Source organism: Sphingopyxis sp. Root1497 (assembly GCF_001427085.1).
Lineage (GTDB): Bacteria > Pseudomonadota > Alphaproteobacteria > Sphingomonadales > Sphingomonadaceae > Sphingopyxis.
The window spans coordinates 190085-216814 of sequence record NZ_LMGF01000001.1 but is presented as its reverse complement, the minus strand read 5'-3'; the positions used below and the strand labels follow the sequence as shown (position 1 = coordinate 216814).

General features: G+C 67.3%; 22 protein-coding genes. 8 read left to right on the top strand and 14 right to left on the bottom strand.

Annotated features, from left to right (window positions below):
* Positions 1 to 13: 13 nt before the first annotated feature.
* The gene (locus ASD67_RS01055; protein ID WP_056341976.1) at positions 14 to 1012 is read right to left on the bottom strand and encodes an adenosine kinase; all 999 of its coding nucleotides are present in this window, start codon (positions 1010 to 1012) and stop codon (positions 14 to 16) included.
* A 110-nt stretch (positions 1013 to 1122) separates the two neighbouring features.
* Here ASD67_RS01055 and ASD67_RS01050 point away from each other — a divergent pair, with 110 nt between their 5' ends.
* Positions 1123 to 1803, top strand: coding sequence for an EI24 domain-containing protein (locus ASD67_RS01050; RefSeq protein WP_056341973.1), 681 nt, complete (start codon positions 1123 to 1125; stop codon positions 1801 to 1803).
* The gene (locus ASD67_RS01045; protein ID WP_056341969.1) at positions 1800 to 2168 is read left to right on the top strand and encodes a hypothetical protein; all 369 of its coding nucleotides are present in this window, start codon (positions 1800 to 1802) and stop codon (positions 2166 to 2168) included. The genes ASD67_RS01050 and ASD67_RS01045 overlap by 4 nt, the downstream gene beginning before the upstream one ends.
* A gap of 7 nt (positions 2169 to 2175) precedes the next feature.
* On the opposite strand, the gene queG is transcribed toward ASD67_RS01045, so the two are convergent.
* Positions 2176 to 3228 (bottom strand): tRNA epoxyqueuosine(34) reductase QueG, encoded by a 1053-nt coding sequence (queG, locus tag ASD67_RS01040; RefSeq protein WP_056341966.1) that lies wholly within the window; start codon positions 3226 to 3228, stop codon positions 2176 to 2178.
* Positions 3229 to 3297: 69 nt separating this feature from the next.
* Here queG and ASD67_RS01035 point away from each other — a divergent pair, with 69 nt between their 5' ends.
* The 4 genes from ASD67_RS01035 (at position 3298) to msrB (ending at position 7417) form a co-directional block, all read left to right on the top strand.
* Positions 3298 to 4263, top strand: coding sequence for an ABC transporter ATP-binding protein (locus tag ASD67_RS01035; RefSeq protein WP_200937962.1), 966 nt, complete (start codon positions 3298 to 3300; stop codon positions 4261 to 4263).
* Entirely contained in the window at positions 4260 to 5546 is a 1287-nt protein-coding gene (locus ASD67_RS01030) for an ABC transporter permease (RefSeq protein ID WP_056341963.1), read from the top strand. The genes ASD67_RS01035 and ASD67_RS01030 overlap by 4 nt, the downstream gene beginning before the upstream one ends.
* A 69-nt stretch (positions 5547 to 5615) precedes the next feature.
* Entirely contained in the window at positions 5616 to 6872 is a 1257-nt protein-coding gene (locus ASD67_RS01025) for a cytochrome P450 (RefSeq protein WP_056341960.1), read from the top strand.
* A gap of 56 nt (positions 6873 to 6928) precedes the next feature.
* On the top strand, positions 6929 to 7417 hold the full coding sequence (msrB, locus tag ASD67_RS01020; protein WP_056341957.1) for a peptide-methionine (R)-S-oxide reductase MsrB: 489 nt from the start codon (positions 6929 to 6931) through the stop codon (positions 7415 to 7417).
* Here the strand turns inward: msrB and ASD67_RS01015 are convergent.
* The 3 genes from ASD67_RS01015 to ASD67_RS01005 are packed head-to-tail and all read right to left on the bottom strand — an operon-like array spanning position 7398 to position 11173.
* Entirely contained in the window at positions 7398 to 9194 is a 1797-nt protein-coding gene (locus tag ASD67_RS01015) for a hypothetical protein (RefSeq protein ID WP_056341954.1), read from the bottom strand. The genes msrB and ASD67_RS01015 overlap by 20 nt on opposite strands.
* Positions 9195 to 9200: 6 nt before the next feature.
* On the bottom strand, positions 9201 to 9638 hold the full coding sequence (locus ASD67_RS01010; RefSeq protein ID WP_056341951.1) for a GtrA family protein: 438 nt from the start codon (positions 9636 to 9638) through the stop codon (positions 9201 to 9203).
* The gene (locus tag ASD67_RS01005) at positions 9638 to 11173 is read right to left on the bottom strand and encodes an NAD(P)/FAD-dependent oxidoreductase (RefSeq protein ID WP_056341950.1); all 1536 of its coding nucleotides are present in this window, start codon (positions 11171 to 11173) and stop codon (positions 9638 to 9640) included. The genes ASD67_RS01010 and ASD67_RS01005 overlap by 1 nt, the downstream gene beginning before the upstream one ends.
* Positions 11174 to 11319: 146 nt before the next feature.
* On the opposite strand from ASD67_RS01005, the gene ASD67_RS01000 reads away from it, so the two are divergent.
* On the top strand, positions 11320 to 14553 hold the full coding sequence (locus ASD67_RS01000) for a CHAT domain-containing tetratricopeptide repeat protein (protein ID WP_056341947.1): 3234 nt from the start codon (positions 11320 to 11322) through the stop codon (positions 14551 to 14553).
* 27 nt (positions 14554 to 14580) lie between these two features.
* On the opposite strand, the gene ASD67_RS00995 is transcribed toward ASD67_RS01000, so the two are convergent.
* The 6 genes from ASD67_RS00995 to rsmG all read right to left on the bottom strand — a co-directional run bounded on the left by ASD67_RS00995 (position 14581) and on the right by rsmG (position 21743).
* Complete coding sequence (locus ASD67_RS00995) at positions 14581 to 17367, bottom strand: MSCRAMM family protein (protein ID WP_156377523.1); 2787 nt, start codon at positions 17365 to 17367, stop codon at positions 14581 to 14583.
* Positions 17368 to 17398: 31 nt separating this feature from the next.
* Positions 17399 to 18226 (bottom strand): fimbrial biogenesis chaperone, encoded by an 828-nt coding sequence (locus ASD67_RS00990; RefSeq protein WP_056341945.1) that lies wholly within the window; start codon positions 18224 to 18226, stop codon positions 17399 to 17401.
* A 251-nt stretch (positions 18227 to 18477) separates the two neighbouring features.
* Complete coding sequence (locus ASD67_RS00985) at positions 18478 to 18975, bottom strand: DUF4402 domain-containing protein (protein ID WP_056341941.1); 498 nt, start codon at positions 18973 to 18975, stop codon at positions 18478 to 18480.
* A gap of 369 nt (positions 18976 to 19344) precedes the next feature.
* Positions 19345 to 20304 carry a ParB/RepB/Spo0J family partition protein gene (locus ASD67_RS00980; protein ID WP_056341938.1) on the bottom strand — a complete coding sequence of 320 codons (960 nt, stop codon included), beginning with the start codon at positions 20302 to 20304 and terminating at the stop codon, positions 19345 to 19347.
* Complete coding sequence (locus ASD67_RS00975) at positions 20305 to 21087, bottom strand: ParA family protein (RefSeq protein WP_056341935.1); 783 nt, start codon at positions 21085 to 21087, stop codon at positions 20305 to 20307.
* On the bottom strand, positions 21084 to 21743 hold the full coding sequence (gene rsmG, locus ASD67_RS00970) for a 16S rRNA (guanine(527)-N(7))-methyltransferase RsmG (protein WP_156377522.1): 660 nt from the start codon (positions 21741 to 21743) through the stop codon (positions 21084 to 21086). The genes ASD67_RS00975 and rsmG overlap by 4 nt, the downstream gene beginning before the upstream one ends.
* Before the next feature lie 301 nt (positions 21744 to 22044).
* On the opposite strand from rsmG, the gene ASD67_RS22505 reads away from it, so the two are divergent.
* Complete coding sequence (locus ASD67_RS22505) at positions 22045 to 22860, top strand: ATP-grasp domain-containing protein (RefSeq protein WP_082544750.1); 816 nt, start codon at positions 22045 to 22047, stop codon at positions 22858 to 22860.
* Between the two features lie 55 nt (positions 22861 to 22915).
* Here ASD67_RS22505 and mnmG read toward each other — a convergent pair whose 3' ends face one another.
* The 3 genes from mnmG to ASD67_RS00955 form a co-directional block, all read right to left on the bottom strand.
* Positions 22916 to 24787: a tRNA uridine-5-carboxymethylaminomethyl(34) synthesis enzyme MnmG gene (gene mnmG / locus ASD67_RS00965; protein WP_056341932.1), complete on the bottom strand. Its 1872-nt coding sequence runs from the start codon at positions 24785 to 24787 to the stop codon at positions 22916 to 22918.
* A gap of 210 nt (positions 24788 to 24997) precedes the next feature.
* Positions 24998 to 26302 (bottom strand): tRNA uridine-5-carboxymethylaminomethyl(34) synthesis GTPase MnmE, encoded by a 1305-nt coding sequence (gene mnmE / locus ASD67_RS00960; protein ID WP_268797895.1) that lies wholly within the window; start codon positions 26300 to 26302, stop codon positions 24998 to 25000.
* 23 nt (positions 26303 to 26325) lie between these two features.
* Positions 26326 to 26625, bottom strand: a complete 300-nt coding sequence (locus ASD67_RS00955) for a DUF6489 family protein (protein ID WP_056341926.1) — start codon at positions 26623 to 26625, stop codon at positions 26326 to 26328.
* Between the last annotated feature and the right edge of the window lie 105 nt (positions 26626 to 26730).

Sequence of the window (26730 nt, the reverse complement as noted above, 5' to 3'; positions counted from 1 at the left end):
GACCGCGAAGTTCCTAGCCGAGGCGTGCGGCGACCTTCGCCTTCAGGTCGGTCTGCGCGCGCGGGCCGACCTGCGCGATGATCTCGCACGCGCACACCGCGCCCATCGTCAGGCAGTCCGAAATGCTGCGGCCGTCGGCGAGGCCCGCGAGGAAACCGGCGGCGAACAGGTCGCCCGCACCGGTCGTGTCGACGACGGTCTCGATCGGCTCGGCGCCGACTTCGGTACGCGTCCCGCCCTGCAGCGCGATCGCGCCATGCGCGCCGCGCGTGACGATCAGCAGCGGCACCTGCGGCGCGATCTTGGCGACCGCCGCCTCGAAATCCTCGGTCTCGGCGAGCGCGCAGATTTCGACCTCGTTCGCGAACAGGATGTCGAACAGCCCCTCGGCGATCAGGTTGCGGAAATCCTCGCCATGGCGGTCGATGATGAAGGCGTCGGACAGGGTGAAGGCGACCTTGCGCCCCGCCGCGCGCGACACGTCGATCGCGCGGCGCATCGCGGCGCGCGACAGCTCGGGATCCCACAGATAACCCTCCAGATAGAGGATTTCCGAATCGGCGATCCACGCCTCGTCGATCATCGCCTGTTCGAGCAGGTGGCTGGCGCCGAGGAAGGTGTTCATCGTCCGCTGGCCGTCGGGGGTGACAAGGATCAGGCAGCGAGCGGTCGGCGCGCCCTCGGCGAGCGGCGGGGTTTCATAAGCGACGCCCAAGGCGCGCAGGTCGTGGGTGAAGACATGGCCGAGCTGGTCGTCGGCGACCTGGCCGATGAAGGCGCAGCGTTCGCCGAGCGCCGCCATGCCCGCCAGCGTATTCGCCGCGCTGCCGCCCGACATCTCGATCGCCGGCCCCATCGCCGCGTAGAGCCGTTCGGCCTCGTCGGCATCGATCAGCCGCATCGAGCCCTTGGTCAGTCCTTCGGCGGTGATCAGCGCATCGTCGGCGCGGGCGATGACATCGACGATGGCATTGCCGATGGCAACGACGTCGAAACGGGCGGTGGAGGCCATGAAAATTCCAGTCGGTGATGGGAAAAGATTGCGCGCGGCTTTAGGGATGGCGACGCGCCAAGGCAAGCGCGACGCTTGACGCCGCCCCCGTCGCCGCGCCATCGCGTGTCATGGCCCGCGCCGTCCACGCCCTGCTCCTCGCGTTTCGCGACCTGCCGCAGCCGCGCGTCCTTCGCGTCCTCGCGCAAAGCCTCGCGCTGACGCTGCTGATCTTCGTGGCCGTGGGTGCCGCGATCTTCTTTGCGGCGCGCTGGGCGCTCTACCATTGGCAATGGCTCGGCGAGGTCGAACTCGACATGGCTGGCATCCTGATCGCGCTTGCGCTTGTCGGCGCGAGCTGGCTGCTGTTCCGCGCCGTCGCGATCGCCGTCGTCGGCCTGTTTGCCGACGGCATCGTCGCCGACGTCGAGGGGCGCCGCTATCCCGAGGCGGCGCGGCGCGCGGTGCCGGTCAGCCTGGCCAAGAGCCTGCGCCTCGGCCTCGTCTCGGTCGTCCGGCTGATCGCGGTCAATCTGGTCGCGCTGCCACTCTATATCCCCTTGTTGTTCACCGCGATCGGCGCGCCCCTGCTCGCCTTTGCGATCAACGCCGCGCTGCTCGGCCGCGATCTAGAGGCGATGGTGCTCGCCCGCCATCCCGACGCGCCGCGGCTCGCGCGCGGCGACCGCTGGGCGCTCGGCATTCTGTCCGCCGCAGCCTTTGTGGTACCCGTCGTCAACCTGTTGGCGCCCATCCTCGGCGCGGCTATGGCCGTCCACCTCATTCACCTGCGAAACAGGGACCATCCATGACCCGCCTTTCCGCCGTCCTGCTGTTCGCCCTGCTCGGCGGCTGCACCGCCGCCGTCCCCTCGCCGCGCAACGTCCCGCCGCCGGTCGCCGCGGCGCCGCCGCCGACCATCGTGCGCCCGGTCCAGACCAACAGCCTGATCGGCCAAAGCGCCGATGCCATCGGCCGGATGTTCGGCAAACCGCGCCTCGACGTCACCGAAGGCGCCGCGCGCAAGCTGCAGTTCGAAGGGTCGGCCTGCGTCATCGATATCTATTTCTACGCCCCGCGCGCCGGCGCCGCGCCGGTCGCGACCCATGTCGACGCGCGCACCCCCGACGGGCGCAATGCCGAATTGGGCAGCTGCGCGGAGACGCTGCGGCGCTAAGATGACGTCAGGACGCCAGCTCGGAGAGCGCCCACGCCGCCGCCTCGGCAACCACAGCGGACTCGTCGCTTTTTAACCGTTCGAGCGCGGGCCGGAAGCGCTGGTCGCCGCTGTTCCCCGCCGCGATCGCCGCGTTGCGAACCATGCGGCCGCGTCCGATGCGCTTGATCGGCGATCCCGCGAAGACCTGGCGGAACTCGGCATCGTCCAACACCAGCAGGTCGCCCAGCGACGGCGCGGCCAGCTCGGCGCGCGGCAGGAAGGCGCGGTGGCGCGCCGCGCTTTCGGCGAATTTGTTCCACGGGCACACCGCGAGGCAATCGTCGCAGCCATAGATGCGGTTGCCCAGCGCGCGGCGGAATTCGACCGGGATCGGCCCCGCATGTTCGATCGTGAGATAGGAGATGCAGCGCCGCGCATCGAGCCGGTACGGCGCCGGAAAGGCCTGTGTCGGGCAGGCATCCTGGCACGCCGAACAACTGCCGCAGCTATCGCGCCCCGGCACCGCCGGCACCAGGTCGAGCGTGGTGTAGATCGCCCCCAGGAACAGCCAGCTGCCGTGTTGGCGGCTCACCAAATTGGTGTGCTTGCCCTGCCAGCCGAGCCCCGCCGCCGCCGACAGCGGCTTTTCCATCACCGGCGCGGTGTCGACGAACACCTTGACCTCGGCGTCCGCCGCTTCGGCGACCAGCCAGCGTGCGACATGCTTCAGCGCCTTCTTGACGACGTCATGATAATCGCCGCCCTGCGCATAGACAGAGATCCGCCCGCGCTCGGGGTGCGCCGCGAGCGCCAGCGGATCGACATCGGGCGCATAGCTCATCCCCAGCGCGATCACCGATTTCACCTCGGGCCACAGCCCCTGCGGCGACCCGCGCTGCGTGGCGCGGCTTTCCATCCAGATCATCTCGCCGTGACGCCCCTCGGCCAGCCACTGGTTCAACCGCGCTGCGGTCTGCGGCGCGGCATCAGCGCGCGCGATGCCGAACGCGACGAAGCCATGCTCGCGCGCCACCGCTTCGAGCCGCTGTTCGAGAGAGGGCAAGGCTTCGGCAACCATTGGCGCCCTATACGCGAGCGGCCTTCGCATGTCATAGGGGGCGGTGCCGACATTTCGCAGGACCAGCATTTGACCGATCTCAGCGTCGAGGCCGTCGGCCTCACCAAATATTTCGAGGCCTATAAGGCGGTCGACCATGTTTCGCTGCAGGTCCCCGCGGGCAGCATCTATGGCGTGCTCGGCCCCAATGGCGCGGGAAAGACCACCAGCCTGCGCATGATGCTCGGCATCATCGACCCCGACGAGGGCACCAGCCGGCTGCTCGGCGGCCACAAACCGCAATCGGTGCGCCACCGCATCGGTTACCTGCCCGAGGAACGCGGACTCTATCCCGGCATGAAGGCGCGCGAGGCGATCGCCTTCATGGGCGCGCTGCGCGGACTCGACTGGTCGGAGGGGCGCCGCCGCGCCGCGACCTTCATGACCGAACTCGGGCTCGAACGCGTCATCGACGAAAAGATCCGCAAGATGTCGAAGGGCATGGCGCAGATGATCCAGCTGATTGGCTCGATCGTCCACGCCCCCGACCTCATCGTCCTCGACGAGCCTTTCTCGGGGCTCGACCCGGTCAATCAGGAACGGCTGGAGATGCTCGTGCGGCGCGAACGCGACCGCGGGGCGACGATCCTCTTTTCGACCCATGTCATGGCGCATGCCGAACGGCTGTGCGACCGGCTCGCGATCATCGCGCGCTCGCAACGCCGCTTCGAAGGCACCGTCGACGAAGCGCGCGCGCTGCTGCCGATGCAGGTCCGCTACACCCCGCGGAGCGAGGCCGGCCGCGACGCCGTCGCCGCGCTGCTCCCCGCCGGCGCCGAATTGCGCGGCGAGGCCTGGCATTTCGCGATCGAGGACGGGGACGTCGAGCCGCTGCTGTCGCGGATCACGACGAGCCATCTTGGCGTCACTGGCCTCTCGATCAGCCGCCCGGCGCTCCACGACGCCTTTGTCCATATTGTCCGCCAGGTCGACGCGAGCTTCGACGCCGACGCGGCCGGAGACATCGGCGGGATCGACGGGGAGACCGGCGCATGAACGCCTTTATCAAGAATATGCTCGTCGTTGCGCGGCGCGACTTTCTCGCGATCGTCGCCACCCCGACCTTCCTGCTCTTCCTGCTCGCGCCCTTGTTCATGGTCGGCATGGGACTCGTCGGCGGCATGGGCGCATCGCAGCTCGCCGACAGCGCGCGCGGCGCCGGCCGCATCGTCGCGGTCGCCGACGCCGCCAATGTCGAGGCACTGCGCGCCGCCGACACAAGGCTGCGCACCGCGATGCCGCGCGAACCCGCGCTGCTCGAACTGCGCGTCGCAAGCCCCGCGAACCGCGACTCGCTGGCGATCGCGCGCGAAAAGGGCAGCGACACCTATGCGGTGCTCAGCGGCCCGCTGGCGTCGCCGCGCATCGTCGAGCGCGAACCGGGCAGCAGTTCGGGGCGCTATCTCGCGCTGCTCGCGGGCGAAGTGCTGCGCGCCCGCGCCGCCGGCCCGCTGCCGCCGGTAACCCCGACCTATGAAAACCTGTCTAGCGGCGGCACCAGCATTGCGGCCCAGCAATCGCTCGGGTTCGGCGCGGTGTTCGCCATCTTCCTGCTTACCCTGCTCCTCGCCGGCCAGACGGTGAGTTCGCTCGCCGAGGAAAAGGGCAACAAGGTCATCGAAATCCTCGCCGCCGCGGTGCCGCTCGAAAGCGTCTTCCTTGGCAAATTGCTCGGCTTCCTCGGCGTCGCGGTGCTGTTCATCGCCTTCTGGATGGTGATGGCGGTCGGCGGCGGGCTGGTCGCGATGACCCAGATGGACCCGGCGGCGATCGCCGCCGCGGGCGGCGCCAGCAAGGCCGCGGCGACCCTCACCGCCGCGCCCGCCGTCGGCTGGCCCTTCTTCCTCGGCATCGGTTTCGCCTATTTCGTGATGTCCTTCCTGCTCCTCGGCGCGGTCTTCCTCGGGGTCGGCGCGCAGGCGGCGACGGTGCGCGAAATCCAGATGCTCAGCCTGCCGATCACCATCTTCCAGGTCGGCATGTTCAGCCTGTGCGCCGCCTCGGCGAGCGCGCCGGGCAGCAATCTTGCAACCTTTGCGCAGATATTCCCCTTCTCCTCGCCGCTCGCGATGGCGGCCCGCGCCGCGACCGACGACTCGATCGGCGTCCACTTGGCTGCGCTCGGCTGGCAGGCGATCTGGGTCGCACTCGTCATCTTCCTCTCGGTCCGCCTCTTCCGCGCCGGCGTCCTCAGCGGCCGCAGCGACTGGCGCTTCTGGCGACGCGCCGGTCGGGCCGCCGCGGCGGCGGCACAGGCCACGTCGCTCGACCGCCATTGACAGAATTGTAAATAGTGGCATTCTGCAACTGAATCGGCCGCGTCAGACGGCCCTCCAGAGGAGCAGCCCATGGCCACCCAAGTCCGTATCGCCCCCGAAATCGCCAATCCGCTCGACGTCTCCCGCGCCGAATTGTGGAGCGAGGACCGCTGGCAGGAACCGATGCGCCAGCTGCGCGCCGAATCGCCGATCTATCGCTGCGAGGATTCGAAATTCGGTCCCTATTGGTCCGTGACCACCTACAAGCCGATCCAGCATATCGAGGCGCTGCCCAAGATATTCTCCTCCTCCTGGGAATATGGCGGCATCACCGTCGCCGGCGACGGCATCGAACATCTGCAGGAGGGCGAGATCCCGATGCCGATGTTCATCGCGATGGATCCGCCGCAACATACCGCGCAGCGCCGCACCGTCGCTCCCGCCTTCGGCCCGTCGGAAATCGAGCGCATGCGCGCCGACACCCAGGCGCGCACCGCGGCGCTGATCGACACGCTGCCGATCGGCGAGACCTTCGACTGGGTCGAACGGCTGTCGATCGAACTCACCACCGACATGCTCGCGATCCTGTTCGATTTTCCGTGGGAAGAGCGCCACCGGCTCACCGGCTGGTCCGACGCGCTCGGCGACATCGAAAGCTTCGACACGCTCGAAAAGCGCCAGGTCCGGCTCGGCAAGGCGTTCGAAATGGGCGCCGCGTTCAAGCAATTATGGGACGCCAAGGCGCAGAATCCCGGCAAGCACGACCTGATCTCGATCATGCTCCAGTCCGACGCGATGAAGCATATGAGCGAGAATGAGTTCATGGGGAATCTCATCCTGCTGATCGTCGGCGGCAACGATACGACGCGCAATTCGATGTCGGCCTACGCCTATGGCCTGCACAGCTTCCCAGAGGAGCGCGCGAAGCTCGAGAAGAATCACGACCCCGAACTCGCGGTCAACGCGATGCACGAAATCCTGCGCTGGCAGACCCCGCTCGCGCATATGCGCCGCACCGCGACCGAGGATGCCGAGCTGTTCGGCCACCAGATCAAGGCGCGCGACAAGATCGCGCTCTGGTACGCCTCGGCGAACCGCGACGAGAGCGTCTTCCCCGACGGCGACCGCATCATCGTCGACCGCGAAAACGCGCGCCGTCACCTCGCCTTCGGTTACGGCATCCACCGCTGCGTCGGCGCGCGTGTCGCCGAGCTGCAGCTGACGACACTGATCAGCGAAATGCAGAAGCGCCGCCTGCGCGTGAACGTCCTTGCCGAGCCCGAACGCGTCCATGCCAGTTTCGTCCACGGCTATCGCCATATGCCGGTGCAGCTCGAAAAATATTGAGGGGGATTGAAACCTCCGCACCGGCGCCAACGTATCCAGGGTAGAGGAGCCCTGCCATGATCGAACGGCGTTACATTATCGGCGGCATCGCGCTCGGCGGCGCGCTCATTGGCGCGCCGATGCTCTTTGCCAAGGCCTCGCCGCGTCCGAAGGCGCAGCCGGGCTGGCAACTCAGCGAGGCCGAGTGGAAAAAGCGACTGACGCCCTTCCAGTACAGGATATTGCGCGAAGCGGGGACCGAGCGCCCCTTCACCAACGCGCTCAACAACGAGCATCGCGCCGGCACCTTCGCCTGCGCCGGCTGCGCGCTGCCGCTCTATTCGAGCAAGACCAAATATGACAGCAAGACCGGTTGGCCGAGCTTCTGGGAGCCGCTGAAAGGCGCCATCGGCCTGTCGACCGACCATGAACTCGGCTATGCGCGGACCGAGGTCCATTGCCGCCGCTGCGGCGGTCATCTCGGCCATGTCTTCAACGACGGCCCCAAGCCGACAGGCAAGCGCTATTGCATGAACGGCGCCGCGCTCAGCTTCCGCCCCGCCTGACGCGATAGAGCCGCCCCGCCGACCTCTGCGGCATCGCCACGGGTTCAAGCCACGACGGCACGCGTTCCGACGCCAGCACCGCCGCGAGCCCGGCCGGGAAGGACTTGGCGACATTCTCCATTTCGGGCTGGCCCGGGCAGACGAACAGATAATCGGCGCGCGCAGCCGCGACGATCGCTTCGGCATCGGCGGGGGTTGCGGCAAAGGCCCCGATCACCCGGTTCATCGCCGCATGGTTACGGTGATGGCCGGTCGCGACGACGGCGTGCGGCGTGGCGACGAGGAGCATCGGGCCGATATCGATCCCCGATAGCACGAGTCCCGTCGCCCGCCGCGCGAGCAGCGCCAGATCGGCGGGCGCCGGGCACGGCGCGACCGGTTTTTTCTCCGTGCGCGTCGCGGGCGCGATCATACCCACCGCCGAAGTCGCAATCTGGCCGAGTACCGGCGGCACGACGAGCAGCACCGCCAGCGACGCGCCGATCCGTGCCAGCGGCGAACGTCGCGACTGGCCATGACGCCAGAGCGCCACCCCGGTGAGGGCAAGCGCGGGCAGCGCATAGACATGGGTGACCGCGGTGGTCCGCGCGATCAGCACCGACAACAGGCAACTCGCCGCGAGCACGATCAGCATCGTCTCCCAGCGTGCTTTCGCGGGTCCCGGCGCGGCCCTTCGCCAGATGCGCCAGCACAGCGCCAGACCGACGAGCGACGGCGCCAGCAGCAGCGCCATCGCCGGCGCCGCCTGCCGCCACACCGGTCGCCCTTCGAGCACATTCACATACCAATAGTCGCGCACCAGCGGCTCGAGCGCGCCGAACGGCCCCGCGAGGCAGAGCGGATTCTGCCAGGCGAACACCGCCGCACCGGCCGCTCCGGCGACCGCGATCAGTCCGAACCGGACGCGCCAGTCACGGCGTACCGGCGCCAGCCGCGCCCCGCCGATCAGGATCAGCGCCGCCACGGCGGCACCGCTCTGGAACGGGCGCGACCAGGCGTCGCACCAGTCGCCTGCCACGCCGTCCCAGCCGCGCGTCGCGAGCAGCAGCAGCGGCGCGCCGAGCGCCAAGGTCGCGACGAAGCTCAGGAACCGCGCGCCCGCGGCTGCGTCGCGCAGCCAGGCGAGCGCAAAAATACCGCCGAACAGAAGCAGATAGGGCAAGGCCTCGAGCGAGACGACGAGGTGCAGGCTCATCACCGCCCCCGCGAGCAGCCCGTGGCGCCGGTCGGCGGCGCCGAGTGCGATCGCCAGCATCAGCGTCGACAGGATCGTCTGCCAATTGTGATGATCGATGCGCAGCGGCACGAAATAATGGAGGAAGGTCACCGTCGTCGCCGCGAACAGCAGCCCGGTCGCGACCACCGCGCGGTCGTCCGACAGACGCCGTAGCACCAGCGCGATCGCCAGAAACAGCGGCAACAGCAACAGCGGCGGATAGAGCGCGACCACCCATTGCTCGGCGGCGGCGCGGCCGATCAGCGGTTCGAGCATCAGGATCAGCGCGGCGATCTGCGCATCGATCAGCCGCGACCAGTGCATCAGACCGCCCGATGGTGGGTTGATGCGATATTGCGTCGTGTCGAACCAGGACTGACCGGCGATCAGGTCGCGCACCTGCACCAGCCGCAGCGCGTCGTCGCCGTCGCGAAAGCCCATCGTCGCGATCGCCGGCCAATAGATCGCCAGCATGACTGCCATGACGCCAAGTGCCAGCGCGGCCGCGAGCCACAGGTCGCGGGTGAGCGGGCGCGGGGCCGGGGCGGAGGCGCCGGTCATCGCGGGTCAGCCGCGCGCAAAGACGATCGTCTTGCGCAGCACATAGGTGGTCTGGAAACTGATCGCGATCGCCGCGAGCTTGGCGAGCCGCGGGTCGAGGCCGAAGGCGTCGCCGATCCACACGATGCCGACGGTGATACCGAGTCCCGCCAGCGCCGACCCGAGGAACAACGCCTTTTGCCGCGCACGCTCGACCCCTTGGGTCCGCGCGCCCGCGACGAACACCAGCCGCGTCGAGATCAGCCAATGGACGGCGATCCCGGCGCTATAGCTGATCGCCGATGCCGCGGCGGCATGCCAGCCGCCCGCGAGCAGCAGCAGGAACAGCCCCATATCCGCCGCCAGCGCCAGCGCGCTCGCGCCGATATAGCGCAAATAGGTGATCTGGTGCAGCCGCGCGAGCAGCCGCTGCCCGAGACGACCGATGCCGGCCTCGCCGAGCATCAGGCGGCCTTGCTCACGCGCGCGGGGACGTCGCGGACCGACGCCAGCGCCGCTTGCTCGCCCTCGGTGCCGCTCTCATGATATTCGGCGTCCTCATTGACGCCCCAGATGTCGTAAATGCGCTCGCCGGCGACGATATTGCGCACCGTCAGCATCGCGGTCATCATCGCATGATCCTGGTTGTTGTAACGGTGCATGCCGTTGCGCCCGACCATGTGCAGCGTCGGATAACGCGCCTCGAGTTCGGACCGCATCGTCTCGACATGCGCGGCATAATGGTCGTCATAGACCGGATAGGCCTTTTCCTGCCGCACCACCGCGCCGCCGACCACATCCTTGGGATCGCAGAGGCCGAGGATCGCCATTTCTTTCGTTGCCAGCGCCACGAGATCCTCGTCGCTCGACGCCCACAGCCCATCGCCCTCGAAGCAGAAATATTCGAGGCCGACGCAGGCGAGTTCGGGATCGGGCACCATTTCGGGCGACCAGCTGCGGAAATTCTGCACCCGGCCGACCTGCACCTTGCTGTCGTGGATATAGATCCAGTTGTCGGGGAACAGGTCCTCCGAGCGAATCTTGAGCGCGACGGTCAAAAAGTCGCGATATTTCAATGACGGCGCGGCCGAGAGCGCGCACGCCGGCAGCGGATGGATGCGCGCCGCGAGCTCGCGCATCGGCGCCGAGCTGATGACATGGCCCGCATCGATCATAACATCGCCGTCGGATCCGGTCGCGGTCAGCCGCCAGCGGCCGCTGACCTGATCCTGCGTCACCTGCTTGAAGCTGTGCCCCATCAGCACCGAATTGCCGCCCGCGACGATCTTGTCGCGCGCCGCCTCCCACATCATGCCCGGCCCCAGCCGCGGATAGCGGAAGGTTTCGAGCAACGTCTTGGTCGCCATGCCGTCATTCGGCGCCTTGTTGAGCCCCAGGCTGCGCTTCAGCCCGTCGAGCACCGCGGCGCCAAGGCTCAGCCCCTTGATGCGCTGCGCCGCCCAGTCGGCCGACATTTCGTCGCACGGCATGCCCCACACCTTCTCGGTATAGGTCTTGAAAAAGATCGAATAAAGCTTCCGCCCGAACTGGTTGATCGTCCAGTCCTCGAAACTGCGGACCGTCTTGTTCGGAAACAGCTTCGCCTGCGCATAGCTCGCCATGCACAGGGTCGAACGGACAATGCCCAGATTCCACAACGCCTCGAACGCGCGCAGCGGATAGGAATAGAATTTGCCTTCATAATAGATGCGGCTCATCCGCGGCCGCTCGATGAAATCGTCGGGCAGGATCTCGTTCCAAAGGTCGACGACTTCGCGGCTCTTCGAAAAGAAGCGATGCCCGCCGATATCGAAGCGGAATCCCTCATGTTCGACCGTGCGGCTGATCCCGCCGACATAGGTCGGATCCTTCTCGATCACGGTGACCGAAAAGCCTTCCTTGGTCAGCAGATAGGCGGCGGTCAGTCCCGCCGGCCCTGCCCCGATGATCGCGACATCGGCGCTGGTCGGACGATTTTTCGGCGCGGATGCGTCGGACATAATTTGATTCCCCACAGGCAAATTCATGCTCAGCGATTGCTGTGGGCAATCATGGATAAAAATTGGTTAATGCCGCGCGGGAATATCACCGCGCGGCCGCGTTTCCGGCCCGTTTACTCGGCTCTGGCCCGGCGCTAAGCAGGGTCATGATCGGACGCCGCCTTTTGCTGGGGCTTGCGGTGTCGCTTGCGACATATGCTGCGCCGTCGGCCGCGCAATTCGTCCCGCGCGAGGCGATGATCCCGGCCGAACAGGCCGCCCGGCAACTCGCGCCCGACCGCGCGGCGCCGACATCCGCCGAACAGGACCAGATCGCCACGCTCGAAAGCCAGGTCGGGATCGACAGAGCCTGCAACACGACCTGGCAGCCCGCGCTGGAAGCCCCGCGACGCGCGCTGCTTCAGCTCTACGAACGCACCTACGGCCCCGACCATCCGGCCACCGCCCGCCCGTTGCTGTCGCTGCTCTGTCACTTCGCCTATAATGGCAAGACCCCCGAAGGACGCGCCGAGAACGAGCAAATCATCGCACGCCTCATCGCGATCGGCCGCAAGCGCGCGCAACCCGCCACGCTGTTTGCCGCGCTGACCGCGCAGGCAGGGCTGCGACGCGAGCAGGCAAAGCCCGACGCCGCCATCGCCGACGCCACCGAGGCGCTCGCGCTGGCACGCCGTCACTTCGCCGACTATCCGGCCATCGTCGCATCGAGCGCCGGCGCACTCGCCGCGACTTTCGAGGCCGCAGGCCGCCCGGTCGATGCCGAGCCGCTGCGACAGGAGGCGGTCACGCTGATCCAGACGATGCCCGACGTGAATCGGCTCGCGTTGGTCGACGTCTATGAAGCGCTCGGCAACAACCTCACAGCACAGTTGCGCGCCAAGGATGCCGCGAGTTGGTTTTCGCGCGAGCTCGACATCTTCGAAGCGATCCTTTCTACCGCCAATGCCAACGACCTCAGCAACATCATCCTCTATTCGCAGCGGCTGTACGGGGCCGATCCGCCACGGGTCGAGGCGCTGTACCGTGCGGTGCTCGCCCGGCAGGAGGCCGACCCGGCCAGCAGCGACAAGCGCAACTGGATGACGCTGTGGAATCTCGCCAAATCGACCTCGCTCGAACGGGGGTGGAAAAACAATGTTTTCCGCAGCGACCTGAGCGAAGCGATCGCCTATCAGCGGCGCGTCATCGCGGCGATGGGTCCCGGACAGGGCAACAGCTTCGAACTCGAACTGGCCAGCCTGTTGCAGCAAAGGCGCGATACGGCGGCTGAGGCTGAAACCATCTATCGCCGCGCGCTCGCTGGCGATCCCGACAATCCCGCGCTGATCGAAAATCTCGGCAATACATTGCAGATTCTCGACCGGTTCGACGATGCCCTGCCGATCCGCCGGCATGCGGTCGAGATCGCAAAGGCGCGGTTCGGCCCCAGCCACCGCGAAACGCTGCGGCTCGCGCAGAATCTGGGGGTCGCTTTGTGGATCCAGCGCCGGCCGAGCGAAGCCAGGCCCTATTATGAGGATGTCCTGGCCGGATATCGCGCCGAGCTGTCCGCGATCCCCGAGGGCGCGAACGCCGACTATCGGCGCAGCCTGAGCGATTTCATCAGCCTGAAGGCGAGCGACCTGCTGAAACTCTACTGGACCGACCGGGCGAACCCCGCGCAAGGCGGCGATGCGGCCAGTCGCGCGGCGGGGTTCGCCGTCGCCCAGCTCGCGCACCCCTCGGTTTCGAGCGCGGCGATCAGCGAAACCGCGGCCCGCACCCTGGCCGAACGGGCCCGCAAAGGTGACTTGTTCGGCGCGTGGGTCGCGGCGCGCGACCGCGTCGTTTCGCTCGACGCGGCGATCGGCGGCGCCGCCCAGCGCGGCGCCGGAGGCGACGCCGACCGGGGCCGGCTGCTCGAAGAGCGCGCCGCCGCCGGCAAGATGCTCGCCGAAACGACGATCCGGCTGCAGGATCAAATGCCCGACATCTTCGCGACGCTCCGCCCCGAACCGGTGGCGCTGGACGAAGTGACCGGCAGCGGGGGCAAGCCGGCGCTGCTGCGCGAGGATGAAGCGCTGATCCTCCTCTATCCCGGGATGCCCGATGCGCGCGGCGAGATGAGCCGCGGAATCGCCTTCGCGGTGACCCGCGCGGGTTCGGCCTGGACCGAAATCCCGATCGACGGCGCCGATCTGGCGCAGATCGTGGTCGACCTTCACGGACAATTGTCCGACCGGCAAAATTCCGGCGCGACCGAACGGGCGCCGGGCGAGGACCTGTTCGACTATCTCCACTATGACCGCAGCGCCGCCTATCGCGTGCATCAGGCGCTGTTCGGCGATCCCGCCGTCGCCGCGCTGCTCAAGGACAAGGGTCGCTGGATCATCGTCCCCGAAGGCCCGCTGCTCGCGCTCAATTTCGCGGCGCTCGTGTCGCGCCCGCCCGCAGGCGGCGCAGCCGGCGACATCGATCCCGCCATGTTGCGCGCGACCGCCTGGCTGGGCCTCGAACGCGCGATCGTCGTGCTGCCGTCGGTCGACGCGCTGCGCACGGCGCGCCGGGGCCGCGCCATGGCGTGGGGTCCGGGCAAATTCTATGGCGTCGGCGACCCCGCCTTCCGCGGCATCGCCGATCCCGCCCCGAAGGCATCGCCCGACCGCATCGCCGTGGACAGCGCCGCTCGTTCGGCGACGGCGAATATCCTGATGGCGCCGCGACAAAGCCTCTACCGCGGCGGCGTCGCCGACCCCGCGATGCTCGCCAAGCTGCCGCGCCTCGACCATAGCGCCGCCGAAATCCGGACGATGGCCCAGCTCCTCGGCGCCCCACCCGACCGGCAATTGCTCCAGCTCGATGCGACCCAGGCGCGGATCGAGCGCAGCAGCCGCGACGGGACGCTGGGCGACAGCAATATCGTCCTTTTCGCCACCCACGCGTTGCTCGGCGGCAGTTTCGACGGCACGCTGGCCGAACCCGCCCTGGCGCTGACGCCAGGCGCCCGGACGGGCGGCGAACCCGCCAACGCAAGGAACGACGGCCTGCTGACGGCGTCGGAGGTCGCCGAACTGCGCTTCAACGCCGCGCTGGTGATCCTGTCGGCGTGCGACACGGCGGCGGGCACCAGGGGTGGCGACGGTTTCAGCGGGTTGACGCGCGCTTTCCTTCTGGCCGGCGCCCGCGCCGTGCTGGCGACCTACTCGCCGGTCAACGACGAAGTCGGCGAACGGATGACCACCACCGCGGTCGCGCGGCTCAAGGACAAGCACGGCGACATTGCGGCGGCCTTGCGCGAAGCGATGCGCGAGATTGCCGCCGATCCTTCGCGCGATGCGCGCGGTCAATCGCTCGCGCATCCGGCGGCATGGGCGGTCTATGTCGCGATCGATCCGTCCTGAACCAAAGGGGCGACCGGCCTGCCCCGATTACGGGACGGATGGCGCCCGCGCGGGACCCTTGTCCTCCGCAACCGGCGGCCCGCGCGCGCTGTTGCCCGCGCCCGTCACCCCGTCGCTCGCCGCCGCCAGATCGCGGCGAACCGGCTTCAGCGCCAGCGTCCCCAGCCGTATCCGCGGCGCCGCCTTGCCTGGCGATGCGCCGATGGCAAACGCGCCATCAATCCGCAGCAACTGCGCCGACGCTTTCGCCAAACGCACCGTGTAGCGGCCGTAAGCGACGCTTTCGAAAAGGAAATATCCGTCGAACTCGGTCAAGGTCGTCGCGCGCACCCGGCCCTCGGCGTCGACGAGTTCGAGCGTCAGCCCCTCGATCGGATTGCCGCCGTCACGGATCATGGTGCCTTCGATCTCACCAGCCGCGGTCATCGGCAACATCACTCGGGTCGCCACGCCCGGGCGCGGGGTGACAACGACCCCGGGCAGCGCGGGCTGGACATAGGGGTCGGGCAGGCTGCCGGCGTCGATCCCAATCATCACCGGACGGAAAGGCTCCAGCCCGTCGACCGTCGCCCGCCCGCCCTTGTCGGTCGCAGCGTCGACAAAGGCGTTGCCCGCGGTGATCGGCACATCGGGCAACGCCGCCTCGCCCGGCTGGCGGATGCCGTCGCCATTATCGTCCATCCACACCTCGGCCGTCACCTGGCCGCGGCTGGCGAGTTTCTCGCTCGACACGCGCCAGCCGCCGCCCTGCGGTTTCGGCCCGAAGCTGAAGGCGAGCGCGAGCGACGCGGCGACCGAGCCGTCGCTCGCCACTTCGCCGAAACCCGTCAGCTGCAACTTGTTGAAACGGCGCGTATAACCCAGGCCCGCCCGCGCGCGGTCGAGTCCTTTGTCATACCCCAGTTCGGCGCGCCATTCGCCGTCGCCCTTCCCCGCCCATTCGGCGATCACCGTCGCGCGCGAATCGGCGGCGGCGCCCGACAGCGCGAAGCGCGCCTCGCCGCGGAGACGCACCCGCCCGATCCGGGCGTTGGCGAGCAGGGTCGCGCTCAGATTGTCGGGCGGGTCGGGACCGATCGGCACCTTGGTGCGCGCCCAGTCGAGCTGGCCGGTGAAGGTCAAAGCGCGGAAACTAGCCGAGGCGCGCGCCGAGGCCTCGAGACTTTGCACCCCCGATGTCCGGTCGACCTGGCGCAAATCGAGGTGCAGTGGCAGCACGGTGCGCCCCAGCTTGACCGACTGGTCAACCGAAATCTGGTACATTCCATTGATATTGTTGATAAAACGGTCGGATACAAAACCGCCAAAACCACGCATCGCGTCGGCGCGCACATAGGTCTCGCCGAACGCCGCGAGCCAGCTCGCACGCAGCGCGCCACTATTGTCATCGGCATAGGCCCCCGCCACCTCGAGCAGGGTCGGCCCGATTGAGCGGCGCAGCGCGACTTCGCCATAGTTGCGCCGGACATTCTCGATCATCAGACTGTGGAGATAGCCCGCGACCGACGTGCGCGTGTCGAGCCCGCGCTCGACCCCGATCGTGCCGCGCCAGCCGCGGCGGAAGGTCTGGCGCCGATTGCCGAATTCGACCAAATCGGCATTTTCCTGCGCGAAACCCGCCCAATAATAGGTCTGCTGCGGCGGGATCGAATCGATCCCGACCTGCCACTGCTTGATCTCCCGCCGGATTTGCCCTTGCGGGCCATAGAGCACGATCTCGAAACGGTTCGAGCCATATTGCAGCGGCACGTCGAGAAATTCATAGCGACCGTCGCCATTGGGGCTGGTGAACGCCAGCAACTGCCCGTTGCGATACAGCTCGGCGTCCCAGCCCGCGGGCAGGTCGCCGCGAAAATCCGTCTTGTCGAAGGCCTCGGGGCGCTCGACCGGGCGGTTGGTCAGCACCGCGCCGCGCCCCGGCGACGATCCCGCGACGATCCCCGTCGACAGCAGGCTGACATCGCCGACCGCATAATGCGTCGCCTTCAACGGCCCGAGCAGCTTGCCCTGCGAGTCGGTGCGATAGAGCCGCATCCGCAAACTGTCGGGCACCCCCTCATTGTCCGACGACAGCCGCGCGTCGAAGCTTTGGCCCAACACCTCGCCAGCCGCGAAGACCTCATAGCGCGCCTGGACATAGGAGCCGCCGCGCTTGTCGTTAACGAACCCCGCCGAGGCGACGACATCGACCGACGGCGTCGCCCAGTTTTCATAAGGTCGCACCGCCTGCGGCAGGCTCGCGAGGTCGAAACTCTGCTGCGGGCGCAGCCCGGCGCCGCGCGCGCGGCGTTCGGCGGCGAGTTGGAAGGGCAGCTTTTCCTTCGAATCGATACGCAGCACCGCGTTCGACAGATCCGGGACCAGCGGCAGTTCGAACCAGGTCGCGAGCTGCGTCACATCGACGCACCAGCCCGCGCCGGTATCGCGGATCGCGGTGGTGTCGATGGCAAAGCTGCGGCTCCCCAGCCTTACCTCGCCCGCATCGCGGTCGATCGTCAGGCTGCGGCGCTCGTCGAACACCCAGCCGGTTGCGCGGCGCAACTTCTTGTCGACGCGGATCGGCAGGTCGAGCGCGATCACCATGTCGGCCAGGTCGACGCACATCCCCGTCGGCGTCTGATAGCCGCGGATCCCGTCGCCGAGCCGGTACTGGCCCGAGCGCAGGTCGAACAGCCAGCTGTCGTCCTCATTGGGTTTCCAGCCGTCCGAAACATCCGCCTTTTCAGCCGCATGGGCGCCGGCCGGGACAAGCCCCGCCAGCGCCAGCCCGGCCGCGAGGACCGGGAGAATTCGTATCAGAAGCGCGCGAAGCATCGCGGCGCCCGCTCGGCCGACTACCCGATGCTCATTTCACCACCCGCTCGACCGCGTCGATCGTGCCGCCGCCGACCTCGCGGTCCTCGCTATAGCGGATGCGCACCGGCCCCTTGAGCTTCGCCGCCAGCTCGGCGGGCACGCGGAGCTGGACCTGGCGCTGGCCGACCTCGGGATAGACCGCGATGCCGCGCGCGAGCAGCAGCGGTTCGGCGACCCCGGGCCGCGTCACCTCGATATCGCCATAGACCGAACGGTTGCCGCTGCGTGCGAGGTCGAAGGCGAAGGCCGGTCCATCGACGGTATCGACCACCCGCGCCTCGCCGATGCTCGCCTCGGCCCCCAGGTCGCCGACACGCACGATCACAGGGATGGTGATGCCATAGATCGGGGTCAGCGCGATCGACACGCCGCCCGACGTCGCAGGCTTCGCCGGATCGGTCGCGGGCGCCGCATCGGGCACCGCGCGGAACAGCATATGCGCGCGATATTCGCCCGGCGGCGTGCCTTCGGGCACCCGTACCCCGACGCGGATCACCTGCGGCTGGTTCGGCGGCAGGGTGACGCGGCGCGGCGAGAAGCTGATCATCGCGAGCGCCGCCTTCTCGGCGGCATTGGCATCGTCCTCCGCGATCTCGTCGAGCCCGCCGAGCGTCGTCATCCGCTTGATCTCGAGGCTGATGCGATAGGTCGCGGGCTCGGACCCGATATTGTTCAGCACCACCTCGGTGCCGCGCGAGCCGTCGAGGACGACGCGGGTCGGCGCGACGAGCAGGTCGCCCGCGGCGTGCGCGGGCATCGCCGCCATACCGATCGCGAACGCGGAAAACAGGCGCAAGGCCTTGAAAAATCGCAACATGGAAATGGTCCCCACCATTTGTGAAACCGGGCGGCCCACACCGCCCGACGGTCCCCTCCCTGTTGCGCCAACATGGTTGATATTTTGCTAACCATGGCGTTTCGCGCTGGCTGTGCAGCGCGGCACCGACCCGCTCCTCCACCGTCAGTCGGAAAAAATCGGCAAAAAGGGCCGCCGGGGGCTGGTACCCCGACGACCCTTTTGCGGCCGGCGAACCCGAAGGCCCGCCGGTCCCCCCACCCTGTCGAAACTTACTGGTAGTTGGCGGTGACGTTGAACGTCCCCGAATAGTCGCCCGCAGTCTGGTTGGCGCCGACGCTCAGCGTGCCGCCGACCTGAAAGCTGCCGCCCGTCGCGCTCAGCGTGACGTTGCTCGCCGAATAGGACAGCGACGAGGTCATCGTGCCGCCGAGCGAACCGTTGAGCGTCACCGACGAATCGCCGCCGACCAGCACCACCGCACCCGAGGTGCCGGCGATGTTGAAGTTCGCGGCGGTCGTGGTGCCGGTGCAGGTCAGCCCCGAACCGCAGGTCGCGGCACCGGCGGTCGACACCACGACGGTCGAAGCGGTCGCGCCGCTGATGACCGTCGCATATTGCAGGTCGCTGGTGTTGGTGAGCGTGATCTGGCGCAGGATCTTGGCCTTCGCCATACCCGTCGTCGAGGCCGCGTTCGCCGCCGAGGCGTTCATGGCGAGAGCGGCAATAGCGGCACCCATCAGGGCGCGCTTCAGTGCAATGTTGCGCATAAGTTTTTGGTCCCTTGGTCAATCGGAAGCGATTGGAAATCCCACCCCATCGCTGTCGCCCTTCTACCGACGACCGGTTCAGCTTTTGCCCAACAACCATGGTTAATGGCGCATTAGGGATTGGCCCGCATTTCCGGTGGAAAGCGGGCGAAATCAGCGTCTTGGCGCAAAATTAGCGGGACGGTGGGGACCGTCTTTTTCCTATAACGGCCCGCTTCGGTACAAATTAAGCCCGGTCCGACAAAATCGATTCGAACCGCAGAATCGGATTCGCGCAGAAGGCGCCAAGGACGCAGAGCGGCTAAGCGGCCCGATTGCTCGGCGCACTCCGCGTCCTCTGCGCGAATCCCTTCACGCCTTCGGCAGCAATCAGATCGATTCGCCGGAGAGCCGCTGGCAGATCATGTCGAGCTGGTCGAGCGAGGCGAACTTCAGCGTCAGCGCCCCCTTGCCGTCGCCGGCATATTGGATGCCGACGCCGATGCCGAGCAGCTCGGACAGATGCCGCTCGACCGCGACGATGTCGGGGTCGCGATTGCCGTCCATGCTCTTATATTCGAGCGGCGCCTTGCGCCCGCCGCCCTTGCCGGCGCGTACCAGCGCCTCGACCGCGCGCACCGACAGCCCGTCCTTGACGATCTTGCGCGCGAGGCCCTCGGCGCCCTCGGCGCCGATCAGCGCGCGCGCATGCCCCATCGCGAGGCTGCCGTCGCCGACGAGGTCCTGTACCGCGCGCGGCAGCTCGAGCAAGCGCATCAGATTCGCGACATGGCTGCGCGACTTGCCGACCAGCCGTGCCAGCGCATCCTGGCTATGCCCGAAATCCTCGATCAGCTTGCGATAGGCCCCCGCCTCTTCGATCGCATTGAGGTCCTGGCGCTGGATATTCTCGACCAGCGCGATTTCGTAAGTCGCCGCATCGTCGAGTTCGCGCACCAGCGCCGGAATCTGGTGCAGCCCGGCGCGCTGCGCCGCGCGCCAGCGCCGTTCGCCCGCGACGAGCTGATAACCGTGCCCATCCGGCGCCGCGCGCACGATGATCGGCTGCAGCAACCCGCGCGCGCTGATCGAATCGGCGAGTTCGGCAATCGCATTTTCGTCGAAATGGCGGCGCGGCTGGCCGGGCAGCGGGCGAATGTCGCTCACCGCGACATGCTGCACCGATTCGCCGCTCGCCGGCGCGGGCGACGCCCCGCCGGGGCTGGCGAGCACCGGCGCCTCGACCGCGGCATCGCCGAACAGCGCGTTCAGCCCGCGCCCCAGCCCCGACGGCCGTTTCTTCGCCGGAATCGCGCCAGATACGCCAGTTTCGTCTTGTTTATCAGCCATTTATGCAGCCTTGCGGACGTTGGGCAGGCGATCGATCAGCTCGCGCGCCAGCGCGATATAGGCCGCCGACCCCGCGCAGCGATGATCATAGATCAGCGCCGGCAGCCCGTGGCTCGGCGCCTCGGACAGCCGTACATTGCGCGGGATCACCGTTTCGAACACTACCGGGCCGAGCACCTCGCGGACATCGTCCGACACCTGATCGGTCAGCCGGTTGCGGCGGTCGAACATCGTCAGCGCGACCCCCAGGATCGTCAGCCGCTGGTTGAACTTGCCGCGCACCCGCTCGACCGTGGTGAGCAGCTGGCTCAGCCCCTCGAGCGCGAAAAATTCGCACTGCAGCGGCACGATCAGCGATTCGGCGGCGATCAGCGCGTTGAGCGTCAGCATGCCGAGCGACGGCGGGCAGTCGATCAGGCAGATGTCCCATTGCCCCGCCTGTGCATCGGTCATCGCCTGCTGCAGCTTGTGCAGCCGGTCCTTATATTCGATCAGCTCGATTTCGGCGCCCGACAGGTCGACCGTCGCGGTGACGATGTCGAGCCGCGGCACTGCGGTCGGGATCGCGCATTCGGCCAGCGTTGCCTCGCCGCGCAGCAGGTCATAGCTCGACAGCGTGCGCCGCGCCTGCCCGATGCCCAGCCCGGTCGAGGCATTGCCCTGCGGATCGAGGTCGATGATCAGCGTCCGCCAGCCGGTCGCCGCAAGCGCGGTCGCCAGGTTGATCGCGGTCGTCGTCTTGCCGACCCCGCCCTTCTGGTTCGCCACGGCAATGCGGATCATCGCTTTCCTCGCTGTTGCGCCGCGATCTGGCCCGATCCCACCAAAATCTGGCTATCGGCATCGGTGCGGCTCTGTTCCACGTGAAACATTCTCTGCCACGCCGGCGGCAGCAACGCCAGTTCCTTAACCGCGTTTCGCCCCTTTGGCAGCAGCCAGCGCGTCGATTCGGTGGAAAAACGCGCGGATAAGTCGAGCAACTTGTCGAGCGGCGCAAAAGCCCGCGCGCTGATCGTCCCCGCGGGCCGGGTTGCCACCTTCTCCAACGGCGCCTCGGCAACCTCGACATGGTCCAGCCCCAGCTCACCCACAACGTCGCGCAAAAACTCGCACCGGCGCTTTCGCGATTCGACGAGCAACATCGGCCGCTCGGACAGGATCGCAACGACCAGCCCGGGAAGCCCCGCGCCGCTGCCCAGGTCGACCCAAAGCCCCTCGCCGTCCCGATCGAGCGCGAGCAGCTGCGCGCTGTCGGCGATATGCCGCACCCACAAAATCGGGATCGTCGACGCCGCGATCAGATTCTGCCGGTCATTCTCGCCCACCAGCATCGCCGCAAACCGCTCGAGCCGCGCCCATTGCCCGGCGCTCGGCGCGAACGCCTGCTCCAACCAGCCCCGTGCGGCCTCCTCATCGTTCAATATATCGGCGTCCGCCACGTCGGTCCTTCACCTTCCCCGCGAAGCGGGCTTTGTCCTTCTTCGCGCCTTTGCGCCTTTGCGTGAGATTTTGAAAGCCTCACGCAAAGGCGCAAAGGCGCGAAGAGAAACTCAGGTCATCACGGTCCAGCATTTCTCACACAAAGACACAAAGAGGGCGGCGTTAAAAAACAGGCGCCCATCTCGTCCCCCCGGATTTGATCGAGTCCCTTCTAACCGCGATTTCCGGATTAGGGCCGGGATGGCGAATGGCAGCCAGCGATCGATAGCGGACATTCGTGCGATGAATTAAGAGCGCCGCATGGAACCTAATATCGCACGCTTAGAGGATCGACTGCTTGTTATAAGTCATGCTGTCGGCGCGCCGGTATATGACTTTGACTTCGACCTGAACTTCTCCTGCACGCACCCGTATGAATTCAGGGAGGGTGAGTTGTGTGTCCTCCGAATCGGCGCCGTCCGTGACTACGCGGCAGAATACGACGAAAAGGCCGATTGGGGTTTGCGGCTAGTCAACTCGCCGGCAGAGCATTTCAGAGCAAGCGAGTTGGAAGGTTGGTATCCATTGATACAAGACCTAACCCCAGCCACGCGGATCTTTCAGAGCCTCCCGTCTGCGTCCGAAATTGAGGCCCAGTTTGAATGGCCGATATTTGTAAAAGGCTCCCGGCAAACGAGCAAGCACAACCCCGATTTGTCAATCGCCCGCGATTCTAGCGACTATTCAAGGCTTTGTGACGGCTATCGCCGTGACGATATTTTGAGTTGGCAGCGCCCTGTAATTCGCCAGTTTGTCGAGCTGGAACCAATCGCGGGTGACGTTCCAAACAAGGTTCGCCCTTCTCGCGAATTCCGGACCTTTTGGTGGAACGGCGAATTGGTGGGCTGCGGCCATTATTGGTATCAATTACCTGTCTATGGCGCACGAGACTTGGACACAGGCGTTGCTGTCGCGCGAGAAGCCGCAAAGCGAGTGTCAGTGCCGTTTCTGGTCGTCGATATAGCACGCACGACTAGCGGAGATTGGATCGTCATAGAGTGCAACGACGCTCAAGAAGCAGGATACGTCGGATTGCCACCCGCGGTGCTGTGGCAGAACATCTTGGAGAGGATTTGAACGTCCGCTTCCGAAACCCAAAGCCCGCATCACAGACTTCACAGCGCGACCACCCTCAAGCCGCCCGCCGCTTGCTATGCACCAGGATCGCGGTCAGCGCCGCCGGGGTCACCCCGTCGATACGCCCCGCCTGCCCCAGCGTCTCGGGCCGTACCTTGGTCAGCCGTTCGACCATCTCGCGCGACAGCCCGCCAATCGCACCATAATCCAGCGCGGGGTCGAGCAAGATCGCTTCATTCGCCGCCAGCGACCGCAACTCGGCTTCCTGCCGCGCGATATAGGGCGCATAATGGACATCCTCGGCCAACTCGGCGAGCAGCCTTTCGTCAATCGCGGCCAGTTCGGGCGCCAGCAGCGCCAGCGTTGCCATCGTCACTTCGGGAAAGCGCAGCAGATCGATCCGCCGCCGCGCCGCGCCGTCGCCGGGCAGCGCCAGCCCGATCGCCGCATAGTCGGCGGTCGTTACCGGCGCTTCCAGCAACATCGCCGCCCGCGCGCGCTCGGCGATCCGCGCGTCGAACAAAGCCGCGGTCGCCGGCCGCACCAGCCCCAGCGCGATCCCCTTCGGGGTCAGCCGCGTCGCGGCATTGTCGGCGCGCAGCCGCAACCGATATTCGGCGCGCGCGGTGAGCATCCGGTACGGTTCGCTCACCCCCTGCAGCACCAGATCGTCTACCATCACCCCGATATAGGATAGGGACCGGTCGAGGATCAGCGGGTCACGCCCCTGCACCGCCAGCGCCGCATTTGCCCCCGCGACCAGCCCCTGCGCGGCGGCCTCCTCATAGCCGGTGGTGCCGTTGATCTGCCCCGCGCACCACAGCCCGCCGATCGCGCGAACCTGCAACGTCCGGTCGAGCGCGCGCGGGTCGATATGGTCATATTCGACCGCATAACCCGGCACGACCATCTCGACCGCCTCAAGTCCTTCCATCGTGCGCAGCATGGCCTGCTGCACATCGGCGGGCAGCGAGGTCGAAATGCCGTTCGGATAGACGAGCACCGAATCGAGCCCCTCGGGCTCGAGAAACACCTGATGTCCGTCGCGGTCGGCGAAGCGGTGAATCTTGTCCTCGATCGACGGGCAATAGCGCGGCCCCGCCGCGCCGATCGCCCCGGTAAACAGCGGCGAGCGGTCGAGATTCGCCGCGATGATCGCGTGGCTCTCGCCATTGGTGCGCGTGATCGCGCAGAATATCTGCGGCACCGTCCGCGCACTGTTCCACGTGGAACAGGTCCAGCTTGCCCCCTCGGCGCTGTCCGAGGGCTGCTCGTCGAGCCGTGCCCAGTCGATCGTCCGCCCGTCGAGCCGCGGCGGCGTCCCGGTCTTGAGCCGCGCCATCGGCAGATTTGCGCGGCGCAACTGTTCGGCGAGCCGATGCGCGCCGGCTTCGCCGATGCGGCCGCCTTCCATCCGTTCCTCGCCGCGGAACAGCCGTCCGCCAAGGAAGGTCCCCGTCGCGAGCACCACCGCCCCCGCCACCAGCTTGCTCCCGTCGCCAAGCTCCAGCCCCGTAACGCGCGAACCGTCGTCCGACAGCAGCAGCGCCGCCGCCTCGCCTTCGACGACGGTGATGCCATCCTCGGCAGCGAGCAAATCCTGGATCGCCTGGCGATAGAGTTTGCGGTCGGCCTGGATTCGCGGCCCCTGCACCGCCGCGCCCTTCGACGCGTTGAGCATCCTATAATGGATCGCCGCCGCGTCGGCCGCGCGCGCCATCCATCCGTCGAGTGCATCGACCTCGCGCATCAAATGCCCCTTGCCGAGCCCCCCGATCGCCGGGTTGCACGACATCGTCCCGATCAGCGCCGGATCGAAACTGACCAGCGCAACCGACGCGCCAAGTCGCGCCGCGGCGGCGGCGGCCTCGGTCCCGGCATGCCCGCCGCCGACGACGATGACATCATATATTGCGCTGCTGTGCATGATTGTGGCGGCGCATAGCCGAAACTGCCGGTCAAATCCATCTGGTCTTCGACCACCGATCGAGCGCCGCAAGATACATCGATGGAAGAGCCGTCACCGCCCCTCGTCCCCCCGGACTTGATCCGGGGTCCATTTTCGCAGCGTCGAATATGTCGATCCCGGATCAAGTCCGGGATGACCGCGAAATCGATCGCTGTTCCACGTGGAACATCACTTCCCGATGCAGAAACGCCCGAACAGTGCGTCCAGCATCTCCTCGACCCCCGCCCGCCCGGTGATCCGGTCGAGAGCCCCGCCCGCGAGCCGCAATCGTTCGGCGAGCAGGATCAGGTCGCCCGCCTCGCGCGACCCGGGCACAACCTCCAGCCAGCCCTTCGCCTCGGCGAGCGCCTCGCGCTGGCGCCGGCGCAGCGCCGCCTCGTCCTCGCGCGGCAACAAGGTCCGCGCCATCTCGACGATCATGCGGTGAAGCCGGTCCATCCCCTCACCCGTCGCCGCCGACAATATCAGGTCGCAGCGCGCGGCCTCCGCTTCCGCCGCGGCATCGCCACGCCAGCGGTCGGCCTGCGCCGCGATCAATATCGCGCGCGCATGCTCGGGCGCGTCTTTCGCCTGCCCCAGCCACAGCAATATATCCGCAGCCTCGACCGCGGCCTTCGCGCGGTCGATTCCGATCATTTCGATCGCGTCGGAACTCTCGGCGCGCAATCCCGCGGTATCCGAAAAGCGCATCGCGATCCCGTCGAGCGCCAGCGCCGTCTCGATCACATCGCGCGTCGTTCCCGCCACCGGCGACACGATCGCCAACTCGCGCTTGGCTAATGCATTGATAAGGGTCGATTTCCCGGCGTTTGGTGGGCCCGCGATGACGACCGACAACCCCTCGGCGATCACCTCGGCGCCCGGCCTGGCCAGCCAGCCATCGAGCTCGGCGGCGAGCATCTTCATCCCTTCGCCTAAGCGATGTGCGCAATCATCGTGAAGTTGCACATCCTCCTCATCACCGAAGTTCAGCTCGGCCTCCGCCGCCGCCATCAGCCCGAGCAACCGCTCCTGCCAGCCTTCGACCGCACGCGACACATGCCCGCTCGCCATCCCGAGCGCCTGTTTCCGCTGGCTCTCGGTCTCGGCGGCGAGCAGGTCGGCAAGCCCCTCGGCTTCGGCCAAATCGATCCGCCCGTTGAGAAATGCGCGCCGCGTAAACTCGCCCGCCTCGGCCGCGCGCAGCCCCGGCATCGCCGCAAGCGCCGCCGCTACCGCCGCGACCACCGCGCGGCCGCCGTGCAGGTGCATCTCGGCCAGATCTTCCCCCGTCGCGGTCGCGGGTCCGGGAAACCACAGGATCAGCGCACGATCGAGCGCGGCGTCATTCATATCTTTCAGATCGGCCAGCACCGCGCGCCGCGGCTCGGGCAATCGGCCCGCCAGTACCGCAAGGGCTGCGCCCGCCCGCGCCCCGCTGACGCGCACGACCGCGATCGCCGCCGGCGGCATCCCGCTCGACAGCGCGAAGATCGTGTCGCTGCTTCTGTCTTGGTTCAGCTCTTGCGCCCCCGCGCCGGCTTGTCGTCGCCGTCGTCCTTATCGGCCGATTTGCCCGCGCCGCCCATCAATCCGCCGCCGAACTGGCTCATCAGCGATTGCACGAGCCCGAGCCCGCTTTCACCCATCGGCACCCAGCTCTTGACCATCGACTGGACCATGTCGGGAGTGATCCCCTTCGCCATCAATTCCTTGACGCGGTCGAGGTAGATGGCGTGCAGCGGCTCGAGATCGGGCAGGCCGACGAGCCGCCGCGCTTCCTCGGGGGTGCAATCGATCTCGATATTGAATTTCATCGTCCGTCTCCGCCCCGAAAAAACCGCGAACCGCGCTTGAGCCGCGCCGCTGCGCCCGCTAGCTTCGCGCTTTCACCGCCAAGAAGCAAGAGTCACAGGAGAGTC